Raw genomic sequence first — 16,661 nt, 5'->3', positions numbered from 1 at the left:
TTATAGACTAAGCTGCAAGCAATTAAACAGTAAATTGACTAACCTCTTCATGCAACACCCGAGCTTGCTCTGAAAGCTCTTCGCTCATTTGTGCATTATGCTGCGCAGTTACGCCTGATTGCTCTGCGACGTCTCGAATAGCCACAACATGTTGATTCACTTCCGATGCCACGGTACTTTGCTGATGTATTGCAGTGGCAATGGAGGTACTCATTTCCATAATCGTAGTAACATCATCGGTTATCTGTTCGAGCATCTTACCAGCACTACTGGCCTGCTCAGCACTCTCTTTACCTTGCTCTCGACACGAAGCCATATGAGTAACAATATCGCTAGTACGGCTTTGCAGCGAACTAATAATAGTTTCAATTTCTTGTGTCGACTCTTGAGTTCTACTGGCGAGTGTTCTCACCTCATCAGCAACAACCGCAAAACCACGGCCTTGTTCGCCAGCCCTAGCCGCTTCAATCGCCGCATTTAGTGCTAGTAGGTTGGTTTGCTCAGCAATGCCGCGAATAACATCTAGAACTGAGCCTATGGTATCACTGTCTTTTTCTAGGGCATGAACCACAACTTCCGAGTCAGACAACTTACCTGATAACTCATCAATTTTATTAATGGTTTGTGCTACACCGCTTTTGCCAGCGCTAGCATTTTTATTGGTACTTTCAGCTTTACTCGCAGCTTCATGGGTATTAGACGCTATCTCCTCAACAGTGGCGACCATTTCCGTAACTGCGGTTGCAACTAAATCTGTTTGCTGAATTTGATTATCTACACCTTCATTAGAAACATGAATATTTTCTGACAAAGACTTAGTCGCACTATTTAATGTGCCAACAGACTGATTAACTTGTATAATTAAGTGCCTAAAACTGCCGAGCATTTGATTAAAAATCCCCGCCATTTCGCCTATTTCATCTTTATTGTCCATAGATACACGGATTGATAAATCTTGAGTATCCGCAACTTTATTCATGACATTATTCAAGTTATTGATTCGAGATAAAATATTCCGACTAACAACTAATGCAATAATTGTCGCTAGCGCTAATACAATAGCAAAAACAAAATAAGCCATCATATTGACCATAGTGGCATGTTCAGCAACATTCTCTTTACTAACATTGACCACTGTCGCTATCATTTTATCAACTTTGTGCACAGCTGCACGCATTTCACCTTGAATACCACTACTTGTATCAAAGCCTAAGGTTTTTTGGGCTTGTACTAAGTTAGCAAAGCCTTGTCGGTAGATATTAATATTATCAATAACTAGTTGCTTGGCGCTTGCCGATAACTCGCTTTCTTCTAGATGTAGCAAAAATGCGTCGGCATTACTTTGCCAGCGCGTGAAGTATTTCTCATCCAAGCGCAACATAAAATCTTTTTCATTCCGCCTTAATTGCAGCATATCACTGAGCAGCTTATAGTCAGCTCCTTCAAGCTGCTCTTCTACACCATGGACAGCAGTTCGCAGTTCACCGTACAAACCATCCTTAGGGTGTAAACCTATACGTTCTTGAGCTGCGGTTAGTTGATGAAAGAAGTCATTATATTCGTTGAGTACTTGTGTTAATTGCGCTAACTCAACAACATCGATACCAATAACTTGAAATTCTGCGGAAAGTGCTGAAATTTCAGCTTGAAGGTTTGTGAAGTTTTTCTCAAATTTTTTCAGGTATTTTAAGTCTTTACGGGCAATAAAATCTTTTTCATCACGTCTTAATTGCAACACCAAACTTTCCGTATTACCAATCATTCGAGCAATATTGACATCGGATTCTAATGAGTTGACTGAATAATTGATCAAACCAAGCATGAACAGCATGGCAATGCCAACAATAGCGCTATTGGCAAGAAGTTTGTGCTTTATTAACATACCTATTTATACTCAAAATTTTCATAAGATGTTTTGAGTATAGACGGCAATAAAAAATAGCAAAAATATTAGCTAAAATTATTTACGCTTTAGGTACTTAGTAAACTCTTCAGCAGAAATAGGCTTGCTAATAAAGTAACCTTGTACAGCATCACAACCTATATTACGCAATAACTGCAATTGTTGTTGAGTCTCCACTCCTTCAGCTAAAACCCGCTTACCGAGACCATGTGATAATTCAACCATGGTTTTAACAATCGTTAAATCTGAATCATTGGAAGCTACTTCCTGAATAAAGCTGCGATCAATTTTTATTTTATCTATCGGAAGTTTACGTAAATAGGCTAGCGATGAGTATCCAGTTCCGAAATCGTCAATCGATACCTTAATCCCCATATTCTGCAAAATAACGATAGTTTTCATCACTAAATCGATATCAGTTATCACCACATTTTCTGTAACTTCTAATTCTAGATAAATTGGCGGGATTTCATACTTCATCAGTAAACTTTGAATATTGCTAATAAAGTTTTTTGCTTGAAATTCATCTGCGGTGATGTTGATGGCTAGCGGCACTCTGCGTTTATATGTTTGATACCAATTGGCAATGGTTTGACAGGTTTTTTCCAAAACATAATTGTCGAGTTCACTGTATAAGTTTAGCGCTTCTACATCATCAAAAAATTGTCCGGGAGCCAATAAGCCTTTGGTCGGGTGTTGCCAACGTACGAGCACTTCAGCACCATCTAAACGATTGTTTTTCAAGTTTAATTGTGGCTGAAAATGTAATACAAACTCATCATTGACCAGTGCTTGTTTAATTTCTTTTTCCATCGCCAGTAAATGTCGACCTTGTGACTGCATACCCGCTTCATACTTTACACTTTGAATATTATTACTTTCCGCTTGGAAAAGTGCCAAATTGGCTTTTTGTAGCAATTCATCCGCCACATCAGCGTCTTCTGGAAACTCACAATAGCCAACACTGCATTGTAAGTGCACTTCTTGTTGCGATACGATATAAGGCCGCTCTACTAGGGCATGTAAGTGCTCTGCCGCGGTAACTTGCTGCTTTTCATTCTCGTAGTCAATAACGTACATAAATGAGTCGCCACTTAAACGCCCCACCACTTTGGGTTTAAGTAAACTTTGGTTTAGCCTTTTGGCAATTTCACCTAAGATTAAATCACCAACTTTTAAGCCATGGGTATCATTGACAAATTTAAAGCGCTTTATATCTAATAGAAATACGCATAAGCATTGCTTCGTTGTTTTTGACAGTTGCATCTCTTTAGTCAACTTCTCTAACACTTGCTCTCGGTTTAATACCCCAGTTAAAGAGTCATGCTTGCCTAAGTATTTGGCGCGATTAATCGCCGTAGAAGCCACATGGCGTTCAGCGCCCTGCATCCATATCAATACAATAAAGCCCAACACCGTGTTAATGCCTAAATCAATAAAGACAATATATTGAGTAAGATAACGAAACCAATCTTCCGTCAAGAAGATAATAGAGGCAAATGAATAGGCAACATAGCGAATGCCAACCACTAGTGAAAATACCAAAAACAACTTACCGGAAAAGTGGTTAATATTAGCGGTAAATAGGTAAAACGCAGATGCTATCAGGGCACTACCAAATATAAAGGCTGCTAAGCTTTCCCGCAAATAGAAGCGATTAAAAACACTTTGTTCATCAAAGCCATATATTAGTGCCGCTAAACTGCCAATAACCACAGCCGACAAAATACCAATAATTAAAGCCTGTTGGGAAACACGGTGCTGCTTAGTAGCGGCATAAATACCGAATATTAGAAAGACAATATGAACATATAGGCTAATTTGCCTCCCTAAAGCAATGAAAATACTAACAAAGTTGCTAATATCTTGTGTGCTAAGAATATTTTGACAGGCAAGCGCCAATTGATTTGCTGCAAGCGCGAATAAGCTAACCGTCCAAAACTTAACGTATTGGCGACCTAACCCGCGGTAATAAGCAAGTAAAATCAGCGCTAGAATGCTAAATGTAAGAGTTTCAGTAAAATATATTAAGCTATGGGTAAGTGCCCTTTCCGCCATGAATAGAACTCTAGGGAGACAATATTATACTATTATTAAATAGTGTTTCTTGCTGAATTACAAGCCGCAGTTAAGATAAGAAATATTTAGTAACTATAGCAGCTTAGCAGTTGTGCCCTTACGCTCAATCGTTATACTAGAAGCTAAGAAATTGTACAATTAAGGACTCGTCATGGAATACAACACTTCAGAATTATGTGACATTTACACAGATCTAATTGATGTACTTGAGCCCATCTTTAGTAACTATGGTGGCCGTAATTCATTTGGTGGCAAAGTTGTTACCCTAAAGTGCTTTGAGAATAGCGGCCTAATTGAAGAAATAGCCCGAACTGACGGCACAGGTAAAGTCATGGTTATTGACGGCGGTGGTTCAACACGCCGCGCACTTATTAATATAAAAATCGCCGAGCTGGCGGCCAAAAACAACTGGGAAGGCATAGTTTGCTTTGGAAGCGTACGCGATGTCGATGCCTTAGAAGATATTGATATTGGTATTCAGGGTCTACTCTCCATTCCTGTCGGTGCAAGTACCAGTAATTTAGGTGAAAGCGATTTAGCAATTAACTTTGCAGGTGTCACATTTTTGCCTGATGATCACATCTATGCTGATAATACTGGGGTTATTCTTTCACCTGACCCGCTAGATATTGAGTGATCATAACCTTGATTGTGGGTATTGTTGATACCAAGAGTTAAGCCATGCAGGCAATTCTTGTGCAGTAATACCCATACTGTAAAATTTACCTTGCGCATACTCGCCGCCCATAGCTAGAAACATTTTTTCAATTTCAGCATTATTAATATTGGTACCTATTAAAGGCAATTCCATTTTACGTGTAAGATTAATTAACGCATTAATAATAGCTTTATCTGATGAGCCTGCTTCTACTTGTGCTAACGACTGACAGTTAATTTTAATTTCACTGACTGCCATTCGTCTTAAATAGCGTAAAGCTTCATAGCTGCCAGAAAACTCGTCAATGGCAACTTTCACACCGAGAGACTTCAACTGATCTATACTTGCTTTCGCTTCACGAGTTTCACTGAGCAATATATCCTCTTCAATTTCCAACAATAAATACTGGCAATCAATTTTGTGCGCCTCTGCTTGTTGCTCAATATAGTCAACTAAATCAGGTTCTAAAATACAACATTTCGATATTTTTATGGCAATTGGCACTAGTGTAGCTGCTGCATGTAACGCTTTAAGGTAAACAAATGCTTGTACTACCATTTGCTGACATAACAAGTAAGCATCACCACTTTGTTGTGCTATATGCATGATATCGTTAAAAGTTAGCGTTTCATCATGTTTATGCTGCCAACTTACAACTAATTCAAAGGCTATTAATTTTTTAGACGCCATTTGTATTTGTGGCTGAATTTGCCACAATATCTTATCAGCTAAAATATCTTGCTTAAGATGCTCCATTTTTTGTAATTGCTGCTCATTAAAAATCGCCAGCTCTTGGGCAAAAAAGCATACCAGTTTTTGCTGTTTATCAGCTTGCAGCAATGCATCTTCTGCACAAGCGATAACTTCACTCACATTGCTACTATCTTTGCCAACAAAGGCGACGCCAAACACTAATTTAAAAAACAATGAAAAGCTTTTAAAGCTCATTGGACCTGGCACGGCATCTGCTAACTTTTTACATAATTCTTCTATGATAATTTCATCATCATGCTTATGTTTTGCCACATCAATTATTACCAAAAAGTGTAAACCTTGTAATCGAGCTACGCGCACTGGTTGTTCATGGCTGGCAAAATTAAATAAGCTTTCATCAGCTTCAACTGATTTTTGCAAACAATACGCCAGTTGTAATAACAAAATATCAGAGTTATGGTGGCCTAACACCGAATTGACTTGCTGAAAATTAACGGGCTTGAAAGTGATCACAGCATATTTTGCTGCCGTATGTTTTTTTAGACCATGCTCAAACTTATTCAGAGCAAATTGATAACTAGGTAGATTTGTTGCAGGATCTAAATTAATATTTTCTGCGACTGGCAATAGCTGCTTTTCATCAACCTCATTGACTTGGACAAAGGATATTAATTGCCAACAACCACTCGCAAACGACACAGTACAACTAGCTACGACAAAAGCAGCCAACAGTTCCATTGACAATTGCTGGGTAAGATAAATATAAACAACCACACAATAGACAATATAGTTACTCGTTAGTAACCAAAATCTCCTGCTCATATTATTTGAATTTAGGCCAGACAAGGCGATACTCACCACATGCAGTGCGACTTGAACCACGCTAAATATTATCCAAGCTTGTGACAATGCTAATAACCCAAACCACAAAGTAATGAGAAATGTGAACAGCAAAAGCAAATTCATGGCAAACAACCATGCTGACCTACTAGCAACTTTACTGTTATTTTTTATGGTATGAAGCTGCGCAGCCCAAGTACAATTCAATTGTAAGATAATTGCCGCCAATGTTATTACTACAAAATCATTTCGCGCGATTAAATAAGACATACCAAAGAGTAATACCAACAATACACCCATTAAGAGTATTGGCGTTCGAATTGAAATAGCATTAACGCGATTAGCAAACAACACCATTAGCAGTGTTGGTAAACATAAACCTAAAACATAGGCTAGATTAAATTCAATAAAGGAAAAGCCACCATTATCGGCATAAGCCGAAAATGATAATAAGCTACTAAATAACAAAAAACTGGAAATGAAAAAAATTGCCGAGAGCTTAGCACTGCTAGTTGACATAAGAAACCCAATACAGATCACGTATTCTAAGGTTAATCAATCAAGCGATATTTGTACAGCAGCCTTATCTGCCAATAAAAAAATAAAGGCAAGTGGCGCTATTAGCACCACTCATTCAACTTTCTAATTGGAAATAACAATGTCACCAGAGGTCATTAACTTCTGTAGCGGGTTGACACCAAATTGATAACACAATTCGGCCGGCTGTTGAATATTCCAACAAGCAATATCTGCGTCATAACCAACGGCAAGTTGGCCTTTTTGCTCACCAACTCCCAAAGCCTTAGCGCCGTTGCAGGTTACGCCAGCGAGAGCTTCAACCGGCGTTAAACGAAATAGTGTACAGGCCATATTTAGCATTAATTGTATAGAGTTAATTGGTGACGAGCCTGGGTTAGCGTCAGTTGCAATAGCCATACTAACATCATGTTTACGTAACAATTCTATCGGAGGCAATTGAGTTTCTCGTAAAAAGTAGAATGCGCCAGGTAATAATACTGCGGTCATATTTGCCGCTTTCATAGCAATTACACCTGCTTCATCAAGAAACTCGATATGATCTGATGATAAGGCTTGATACTTAGCTGCTAATTCAGTGCCACCTAAATTTGATAATTGCTCCGCATGTACTTTCACAGGTATGCCATATTTCGTCGCTGCAGCAAATACTTGTTCCGTTTGTTCAGCGCTAAAACCTATGCCTTCACAGAATACATCAACTGCATCAGCTAATTTTAAGCTTGCCACTTTTGGCAGCATGTCGGAGCAAACTAAATCAATATAATCATCGGCACGGTCTTTATATTCAACTGGTAAGGCATGTGCGCCTAAAAACGTTTTTTTAATGGTAACAGGCAATGCTTTTGCTAATTGCTGCGCCACTTTTAACATTTTTATTTCATTATTGGTGTCTAAGCCATAACCAGATTTTATCTCAATTGTACTTACGCCTTGTTGATGCAAGGTAGTTAAGCGTTTAAGTGCACTATCAAACAATTCACTTTCACTTGCTGCACGTGTTGCTTTAACGGTTGAAACTATGCCGCCACCAGCATTGGCAATCTCTTCATAACTTTTACCTTCAAGACGCATTTCAAACTCATTCGCTCGGTTGCCGCCATAAACTAGATGAGTATGACAATCAACAAGCCCTGGTGTTAACCATGCCCCTTTGCCGTCAATAACATCTGTTGTTTTTACATCGTACTCAGGTAACTTAGCCATAGGTCCTAGCCAAGCAATTTTTCCGGCGGTAACCGCTAAAGCGCCGTTTTCAATTTGGCCATAACTGCTTGAGCCGTCGCTCATGGTTGCCAGATTTACATTTACCCAAAGTGTTTGCCAATGACGGTTAAGTGAAGACATATAAATTCCAAAAAGTTCAATTCAAGCTACTATTAATCTACCTTTTATTAATAAAGGAGAATAATCAAGTATAGTGAGCGTTTGTTAATTATGGGCACTCTAGCTGATCATAAATTAACAAGCAAGCTTGTATATACAACTATTGACCTACCAGAAAAAAAATGAGATTGTATATACAAGTTAAGATGCTTTTGAATTTCGTAACTTGCCACTATTTATCGAGCGATACGCATGACACAATTAAAACCCGCAAAGTATACCATTATCAAGCAGTATATTTGTGAAAAAATAGAATCGGGCCAATGGCTTGAACATAGCAAAGTACCATCAGAAAATGAGTTAACCGAACAATTTTCGGTTAGCCGTATGACTGCACGCCGTGCCCTTCAAGAATTAACAGAACAAGGGTTATTAGTACGTTCGCAGGGCTCAGGTACTTTTGTTGCTACCTTCAAATCGCAATCATCATTGTTGGAAATTCGTAATATTGCAGATGAAATTCAAGATCGTGGCCATCAACATCATGCCACCCAGCTTGCCTTACAAGCGGTTGAAGTAAATGATGAAATGGCAATTTTATTGGCACTTAAGCCTAGTGATAAAGCCTTTTTTTCAAGTGTTCTGCATTTTGAAAATAATGCTGCCATTCAATTAGAGCAGCGTTTTGTTAATCCTAAACTAGTACCGCATTACCTAACACAGGATTACACACAAATTACCCCTCATGAGTATTTATCTTCTGAAGCACCACTGACAGAAGCAACCCATGAAGTTGAAGCAATATTGGCTACACAAGATATTTGTAGCGCGCTGGCTATTCCAGCAACCACACCGTGTTTGCAAGTAAAACGCCGAACATGGTCAACACAAGGTGTTGTTAGTGTGGCTATTTTAACAAGCCCTGGTAATAAATACCGCTTAGGTAGCCATTTAGTTTTTTAATTTTTGAACGGCTGCTAGTCATAGATAACGACCGAGTAGCCAGTTAGTTTTTAATTTAGGAGCGTTAATATGACGTTTAAATATGGTATCGACCGTCTAAATCTTGATATTGTTAATGGTATTGCCAACGGCAGCATCAAAGCTGAACTTTGCCAAGAAGCTTTAGATAAAATTAATACAAGTCGCCAACGTGTTGAGAAAATGGCCGCTTCTGATGAAGCCGTATATGGCATTAATACGGGTTTTGGACCATTATGCGATACACAAATTTCTCCCGAAGACACTAATTTACTACAAAAAAATCTACTTATTACCCATGCGGTAGGTGTTGGTGAGCCAATTGCCAAAGCTATTTCAAAACTGATGTTGATCACCAAAGTGCATGCATTAAGTCAAGGTTTTTCGGGTATTCGCTTAGAAACCGTAGAAAGAATGCTAACCTTTATCGAACTTGATCTTATCCCTGTGGTACCAGAACAAGGTTCAGTAGGCGCATCAGGTGATTTAGCACCACTTTCACACTTATTTTTACCATTACTTGGTGAAGGTGAATTCTGGCAAAGTGAAGAGGGGCAAGCTGATAAAATTATCCCTGCGGCGCAAGCTCTTAAAGAAAATAACTTGGAGCCAATGGAATTACATGCCAAAGAAGGTTTAGCGCTAATAAACGGTACCCAGTTTATTCTGTCACACGCTATCACTGGCTTAACTAAAATGCGTTACTTATTAGACCTAGCAGATCTAACCGGTGCTATGAGTATTGAAGGTATGCAAGGTAGTGAGTCGCCATTTAGAGAAGAACTACATCAAACCCGTGCCTTTAAAGGTAACTTAGTAGTGGCTGCACGCATGAGAGAATTCTTTAAAAATTCAGAAAACATGGCTGCTCATGAAGAATGTGACCGTGTACAAGACCCTTATTCATTGCGATGCATTCCACAAGTACATGGTGCATCACGCAATGCTTATTATCACTTAGAAGAGCTAGCTGAAATCGAAATGAATTCAGTTACTGATAACCCAATAGTTATTAGTAGCGAAGAAGCGATTTCAGGCGGTAGCTTTCATGGCCAACCTTTGGCTATGGTACTTGACTACGCCTCTATTGCAGCTGCCGAATTAGGTAATATTTCAGACCGTCGTTGTTACTTATTGTTGGAAGGCTTACACGGTTTACCAAGGTTATTAACCACCGCTGGTGGCTTAAACTCAGGCATGATGATCCCACAATATGCCACAGCAGCATTAGTCACCGAAAACAAATCACTTTGTTTCCCACCGTCAGCCGACAGTGTGCCAACATCTATGGGCCAAGAAGATCATGTGTCTATGGGTAGTATTTCAAGTCGACAGTTTAACCAAATCTTAGGCAATTTAGAGAAAATTCTAGCCATTGAATTGATGTATGCCGCACAAGCCATTGACTTTAGACGTCCGAATAAATGCTCGGATATTATTGAGCAGAACTTCCAAGTGATCAGAGCACAAGTTGCCAAGCTTGAAGAGGACAGATTATTGAAACCAGATATTGATGCCATGATTGCATTAGTTAAATCACAAGCATTTAACGTTAGCGTTGAACACTAATAAGGAATATCACGATGAATTCTCAAGAAACAGCCCTGAGCTTTAAAGAAATAATCAAGCAAGGTATTCCTAGTGAGTTGCCAGTAGCTAAACCTTATCCAGCTAATGCTAACCGCGCTCCTAAACGTAAAGACATTCTGTCTAGCGAAGAAAAGCAATTGGCGGTTAGAAACGCGCTTCGTTACTTCCCAAAAGAATGGCACCAAGAATTAGCCACGGAATTTGCCCAAGAGTTAAAAGACTTTGGCCGCATCTACATGTACCGCTTTAAACCAAGCTATAGCATGAAAGCACGTTCAGTGACTGACTACCCGGCAAAATGTCAACAAGCCGCAGCGATCATGTTGATGGTCGACAACAATTTAGACCCGGCTGTTGCGCAGCATCCTGAAGAGCTAATTACTTACGGTGGCAATGGTGCAGTATTCCAAAACTGGGCTCAATACCTATTAGCCATGAAATATTTAAGTGAAATGGAAAGTGATCAAACCTTACACTTATACTCTGGTCACCCGATGGGCTTATTCCCGTCATCAGAAGACGCGCCACGTGTCGTAGTAACTAACGGTATGATGATCCCAAACTACTCTCAGCCTGATGACTGGGAAAAGTTTAACGCCTTAGGTGTTACCCAATATGGCCAAATGACGGCAGGTTCATTTATGTACATTGGCCCACAGGGCATAGTACATGGCACAACCATTACCGTGATGAATGCATTTCGTAAAGTACTTAATAAAGGTGAAAACCCACAAGGTAAAGTATTCTTAACCGCAGGTTTAGGCGGCATGAGTGGCGCACAGCCGAAAGCGGGTAACATTGCTAATTGTATTACCGTATGTGCAGAAGTTAATGCCCACGCCGCGACAAAACGTCATCAACAAGGTTGGGTAGATGAGCTAATTGACAACATGGACGAACTCATTTCACGTGTAAAAACAGCACAAGCTAATGATGAAGTGGTATCCATTGCTTATATCGGTAATATTGTCGATGTTTGGGAAAGCTTTTATGAGCAAGAAATTTTTGTTCATTTAGGCTCAGACCAAACCTCACTACATAATCCATGGTCAGGCGGTTACTACCCTGTAGACATTAGCTACGAAGAATCAAATCGATTAATCCGTGAAGAGCCAGAAGTATTCAAAGAAAAAGTACAATCTACTCTAAAGCGTCATGCTGATGCTGTTAACAAGCATACTGCACGTGGCACTTATTTCTTCGATTACGGTAATGCATTTTTACTAGAAGCTTCACGCGCCGGCGGCGATGTTATGGCGGAAAATGGCATTGACTTTAAATACCCGTCATACGTGCAAGATATTTTAGGCCCTATGTGTTTTGATTATGGTTTTGGACCATTTCGCTGGGTGTGTGCTTCAGGTAAATCAGAAGATTTAGATAAAACGGACGCTATTGCCGCCAGTGTATTGAAAAAAATCATGCAGGAATCGCCTGAAGAAATTCAGCAGCAAATGCAAGACAACATCACTTGGATTGAAGACGCTAAGCAAAACAAACTAGTGGTTGGCTCGCAAGCCCGAATTCTTTATGCTGATGCGCAAGGCCGCATGGAAATTGCTAAAGCCTTTAATGATGCTATTGAAGCAGGCGAAATTGGCCCAGTAGTGCTTGGCCGTGATCATCACGATGTATCAGGTACAGATTCACCATTTCGTGAAACCTCAAATATTTATGATGGTAGTCGTTTTACTGCTGATATGGCCATTCACAATGTTATTGGTGATAGTTTCCGCGGCGCAACTTGGGTTTCAATCCATAATGGCGGCGGCGTCGGTTGGGGTGAAGTGACTAACGGTGGCTTTGGTATGTTACTTGACGGCTCAGCAGCAGCAGAGCGTCGACTAAAATCTATGTTATTGTTCGATGTTAACAATGGTATTGCACGTCGTAGTTGGGCTCGTAACGAAGAGGCAAACTTTGCCATTAAACGTGAAATGGCACGTACACCTAAACTTAAAGTCACCTTAGCGAACCTAGTTGAAGATGATATTTTAGCTAACTTATCACTGTAAAATTTGATTATTCCACTAAGTTATTAAAAAGCCAGCTTCTGCTGGCTTTTTTATGCACAGGATGTACGGTATGTCGCGATCACATGGTCGTTCTTTGCCATCCATGGCAGCACAACATTAATATATCCTTACATATCGATGTGAATGAGCGTAAATGTACCGAATTTCTCTAAGACTATTTGTCTTTCACGGTAAAATAGCGCCCATGCATTTTGATGCAATGAAACATGGTAAGCTCGCTACAGGTCAATAAAATATGGTCTGTCGTAACTATGACGCTATAATGACGTAACATAACTCTCGCTATTTTTTCAGCTCAATTGCATATTGGCCACCGAAACGAGAATGACATTTTAGGAGTATTCATTGCACACGAATCAATTAAATAAGCTCAGTTCAAACTTATCTCCAGAACGAGTTAAATTTTTCCGTAAAGATAATGGTTGGTCACAAGAGTTATTAGCCAAAGCTTCTGGCCTAAGCTTACGAACCATTCAACGCGCAGAAAAAGATGGCAATAGTTCAGCGGAAACTCAATTGGCACTAGCTGCAGCATTTAATATTTCTCCAAAAGAATTGTTCCCTGTTTCATCAACCTTAGATGTAAATTGGAAGAGGAAAAATATTATGCAAAGTTTTTTAGCGTTACTTGTAGTAACAGGTGTCGTTGCATTGCTAGCAATACTTGCCGGAGGCATATCGCAATTTATAGACATTCAAAGTTTATTGTTTGTGCTGTTATTCATGTATGCTGCAACAGTAATTGCTTTTGGCTCCACTGGATTGTTGAAATCCTTCAAAGGACTTAGCTACTTGTTTGCCAGTGACATATCACCAACACCAGCGACAGAGTTTTTATCAGTCATATTTAAAAGACAAATATACTTTATTTATGGTGCAGCACTTATTGGTCTACTCATAGGTAGTATTGCAATTCATACCAATGTTGATGAGGCTATCATATTCCACCGAGCTTATGCCGTTAACCTAGTCGTATTATTATATGCGGCAATTATTGCTGAAGGAATATTAAGGCCGCTTGCAGCTAAGTTAGAGCATAGAGAACTTAGCGCTAAATTTGATTAATGTTAATTAACCTATAGTTATAGATTCTCAAAAATATAATCAAACCAAACAAGTTTGACATAATATGTCAAACTTGTTACCGTCTCTAATACGCTGTTAATAAATAGTTAACAGTAGCTGTTTCATCGGAGGTGGTAATGGAATACATTTTATTTTTTGAAACTTGGATTATTCTCGCTATTATTTTTGGCTGCCTAGAAATCATCGTTCCTGGCGGTATTTTGATTAACTTAGCCATTGCTTCATTATTGGTAGCTATTGGCGTGCATCAGCACATCCTCGATACTTGGGTATTAACCCTCACCACTTGGTTTATTTTGGCAACAATTCTTTTATTTGCCGCATACTTTATTACCGACCGCTTTTTTTCCGGCGATACCAGCGTAGAAAACATACATGAAGAGCTTGATATTTATGGTAAAAATGTGAATGTTATCGAGCAAATAGGTCCGGGTACACAAGCCGGGCGAGTAGAGTTTCAAGGCACAACTTGGTCAGCATTAAGTGATGGCTCTGTGATCCCTGCTGGCAGCAAAGCCTCAATTGTTTGTAAAGAAAATATCTCTTTAGTGGTTGAAGCCACAAAATAAACATTTATTTATCAACTTTCAGATTAATGAAATCTTAACTAAATAGGAGCATACCTATGCTAGCAACAATTACCTTTGTTTTTCTCGCTTTGCTGTTTATTGTGGTAAAGCTAGTCTTAATCGTGCAAATGAAAGAGGTATGTGTAATCGAGCGCTTGGGTAAATTTCGCGCCGTCATGCAACCTGGGCTACATTTTTTAATTCCATTTTTTGATCGGGTTGCTTACCGTCACGAAACTCGAGAACAAGTGTTAGATATTCCTGCACAAAGCTGTATTTCTCGTGACAATATTCAAATTAGTGTTGATGGCTTAGTGTATATTCAAGTCATGGACGGCGCTAAAGCCAGTTACGGCATAGAAGATTATCGTCGCGCCAGCATCAACTTAGCACAAACCACTATGCGCTCAGAAATTGGTAAATTAAACCTTAGCCAAACATTTTCTGAACGCGATACCTTAAATGAAACTATAGTGCGAGAAATTGATAAAGCATCAGATCCTTGGGGAATTAAGGTATTACGCTACGAAGTACGCAATATCACGCCATCAGAAAATGTTATTCATACGCTAGAAAAACAGATGGAAGCTGAACGGCAAAAACGCGCTGAAATTACGTTAGCGCAAGCGGAAAAAGAATCCACAATTAATTTGTCAGAAGGTGAGCGCCAAGAAGCCATCAATCTTTCTGAAGGCGATAAACAAAAACAAATTAACGAAGCACATGGCCGTGCGCAAGAAATAGAAATTCTTACCCAAGCATCTGCCGAAGGCATTAACTTAATAGCGAAAGCGGCGGCATTACCGAGCGGTGACCAAGCGATAAAAATGCGTTTACTCGAACAGTTTATCGCTCAAACCAGCGGCATTTTGAAAACGGCTGATGTGTCTATCGTGCCAAATGACGTGGCTAAACTTGAAGGCTTTTTTCAAGGTATGGACAAAGTCACCAAAAATATTCAAGGAGCGAAATAATGATACCTGCAAATACTAACCCTATTGATTTAGCTGTACTCGCCATTTGGGCATTTCTGTTTCTTTACTTGGCGTTTAAGTTTTTCCAAGCGATATGTTTAGTGCCAACAAAGTCCGCTTATGTGGTTGAGCGTTTAGGAAAATATCGTTGCACGTTAGCAGCAGGTTTTCATGTTTTGCTACCCTTTATTGATCGCGTGGCTTTTATTCAAGATCTCAAAGAAGAAACCATTGATGTACCACCACAAGAGTGTTTCTCGAAAGACGAAGTAAATGTCGAAGTCGATGGCGTTATTTATATTCAAGTGGTTGACGCGGTTAAAGCCAGTTACGGCATAACAGATTATCGCTTTGCCGCTATGCAATTGGCACAAACCACAACCCGCTCAGTTATCGGAACATTAGAATTGGATAGAACCTTTGAAGAGCGTGACATTATCAGTGCGAAAGTTGTAGAAGTGTTGGATAAAGCCGGTGAAAGTTGGGGGATAAGAGTACATAGATATGAAATAAAAAACATTACGCCACCTATCACTGTGCGCAATGCCATGGAAATGCAAGTTAACGCCGAGCGAGAACGTCGAGCAATATTAGCGAAAAGTTTAGGTGACAAGGCCAGTCGTATTAATCGCTCAGAAGGGCAAATGACGGAGTTAATTAACCTCTCTGAAGGTGAAAAACAACGACGTATAAACTCGGCTCAAGGTAAAGCTGCTGAAATATTAGCTATTGCACAAGCGACGGGTGATTCAATTAGCAAGCTCGCCAGTGCCATCGAGCAACCCGGCGGTCAACAAGCCTTAGATATGCAATTAAGTGAGCAATATTTACAGCAAATGAAAGGCTTAAATCAACAATCAACCAAAGTGATTTTGCCGGCTAACTTACTTGATTTTCAACAGTGGCTAGCAACCGCAGGAATTCATAAAAAGTAGCTTAACTAAGAAAAGAAGCAATGAGTCTTAAGTAATAAAAAACCGGCAATATTGTCGGTTTTTTATTTTCAACACACTAACATAGCGAAACTAAATTAATAAAAAGCCTATTGATAACACTAGAACTAGCGAACAAGCCAGCCAAACTTTATCAGCAATTTTCACTTTTTTTAGCGCATTAGCTTGCCTTAATTTTGTAATTGCTAAATAAAAAAGTGTCGTGACTAATGCAATGAAAAAATGCACTTGAATAGTTAACGGCTCACTGTTTTCTTGCCATAAAAAAACCGGGCCGGTATAAGAAACAAAAAATAAATTAAGCAAAGAAACGTGTGCCCACAGCGCAATAAATAATAATGCTACTTTGTACTGGTAAACCTTTTTTAACGTTTTGGTAAAAATATTTCTTGCCATAAAAACTCTAACCTTGAAA

General features: G+C 39.4%; 13 protein-coding genes. 8 read left to right on the top strand and 5 right to left on the bottom strand.

Translation table 11 applies throughout. The features are described from left to right. Positions 1 to 22 precede the first annotated feature (22 nt). Positions 23 to 1,882 carry a methyl-accepting chemotaxis protein gene (locus AC27HL_RS17140; RefSeq protein WP_487082272.1) on the bottom strand — a complete coding sequence of 620 codons (1,860 nt, stop codon included), beginning with the start codon at positions 1,880 to 1,882 and terminating at the stop codon, positions 23 to 25. A gap of 78 nt (positions 1,883 to 1,960) precedes the next feature. Continuing rightward, positions 1,961 to 3,961: a putative bifunctional diguanylate cyclase/phosphodiesterase gene (locus AC27HL_RS17135; RefSeq protein ID WP_487082271.1), complete on the bottom strand. Its 2,001-nt coding sequence runs from the start codon at positions 3,959 to 3,961 to the stop codon at positions 1,961 to 1,963. A gap of 172 nt (positions 3,962 to 4,133) precedes the next feature. Here AC27HL_RS17135 and rraA point away from each other — a divergent pair, with 172 nt between their 5' ends. Next, positions 4,134 to 4,619: a ribonuclease E activity regulator RraA gene (gene rraA / locus AC27HL_RS17130; protein ID WP_487082270.1), complete on the top strand. Its 486-nt coding sequence runs from the start codon at positions 4,134 to 4,136 to the stop codon at positions 4,617 to 4,619. On the opposite strand, the gene AC27HL_RS17125 is transcribed toward rraA, so the two are convergent. Then, on the bottom strand, positions 4,620 to 6,713 hold the full coding sequence (locus tag AC27HL_RS17125) for an EAL domain-containing protein (RefSeq protein WP_487082269.1): 2,094 nt from the start codon (positions 6,711 to 6,713) through the stop codon (positions 4,620 to 4,622). Positions 6,714 to 6,836: 123 nt separating this feature from the next. Beyond that, positions 6,837 to 8,078, bottom strand: a complete 1,242-nt coding sequence (gene hutI / locus AC27HL_RS17120; protein ID WP_487082268.1) for an imidazolonepropionase — start codon at positions 8,076 to 8,078, stop codon at positions 6,837 to 6,839. A gap of 231 nt (positions 8,079 to 8,309) precedes the next feature. Between hutI and hutC the strand changes: the two genes are divergently transcribed. From hutC to AC27HL_RS17085, 7 genes are all read left to right on the top strand, one after another. Continuing rightward, complete coding sequence (gene hutC, locus AC27HL_RS17115; RefSeq protein WP_487082267.1) at positions 8,310 to 9,020, top strand: histidine utilization transcriptional repressor HutC; 711 nt, start codon at positions 8,310 to 8,312, stop codon at positions 9,018 to 9,020. Positions 9,021 to 9,089: 69 nt separating this feature from the next. Further along, positions 9,090 to 10,607, top strand: coding sequence for a histidine ammonia-lyase (gene hutH, locus AC27HL_RS17110; RefSeq protein ID WP_487082266.1), 1,518 nt, complete (start codon positions 9,090 to 9,092; stop codon positions 10,605 to 10,607). 14 nt (positions 10,608 to 10,621) lie between these two features. Beyond that, positions 10,622 to 12,643, top strand: coding sequence for a urocanate hydratase (gene hutU, locus AC27HL_RS17105; protein WP_487082265.1), 2,022 nt, complete (start codon positions 10,622 to 10,624; stop codon positions 12,641 to 12,643). Positions 12,644 to 13,009: 366 nt separating this feature from the next. Then, positions 13,010 to 13,729, top strand: coding sequence for a helix-turn-helix domain-containing protein (locus AC27HL_RS17100; RefSeq protein ID WP_487082264.1), 720 nt, complete (start codon positions 13,010 to 13,012; stop codon positions 13,727 to 13,729). 137 nt (positions 13,730 to 13,866) lie between these two features. Further along, positions 13,867 to 14,319, top strand: coding sequence for an NfeD family protein (locus tag AC27HL_RS17095; protein ID WP_487082263.1), 453 nt, complete (start codon positions 13,867 to 13,869; stop codon positions 14,317 to 14,319). A gap of 56 nt (positions 14,320 to 14,375) precedes the next feature. Continuing rightward, positions 14,376 to 15,293 (top strand): SPFH domain-containing protein, encoded by a 918-nt coding sequence (locus tag AC27HL_RS17090; protein ID WP_487082262.1) that lies wholly within the window; start codon positions 14,376 to 14,378, stop codon positions 15,291 to 15,293. Then, a complete protein-coding gene (locus tag AC27HL_RS17085) occupies positions 15,290 to 16,228 on the top strand; it encodes an SPFH domain-containing protein (RefSeq protein ID WP_487082369.1) in 939 nt (312 codons plus the stop codon). Before AC27HL_RS17090 ends, AC27HL_RS17085 begins: the two co-directional genes overlap by 4 nt. Positions 16,229 to 16,318: 90 nt before the next feature. On the opposite strand, the gene AC27HL_RS17080 is transcribed toward AC27HL_RS17085, so the two are convergent. After that, positions 16,319 to 16,642 carry a hypothetical protein gene (locus tag AC27HL_RS17080; protein WP_487082261.1) on the bottom strand — a complete coding sequence of 108 codons (324 nt, stop codon included), beginning with the start codon at positions 16,640 to 16,642 and terminating at the stop codon, positions 16,319 to 16,321. Between the last annotated feature and the right edge of the window lie 19 nt (positions 16,643 to 16,661).

The sequence above is a fragment of the Colwellia aquaemaris genome, from assembly GCF_057548755.1.
Note: the sequence above shows the minus strand (reverse complement) of the source record. Positions and strands in the feature narration are given on the sequence as shown.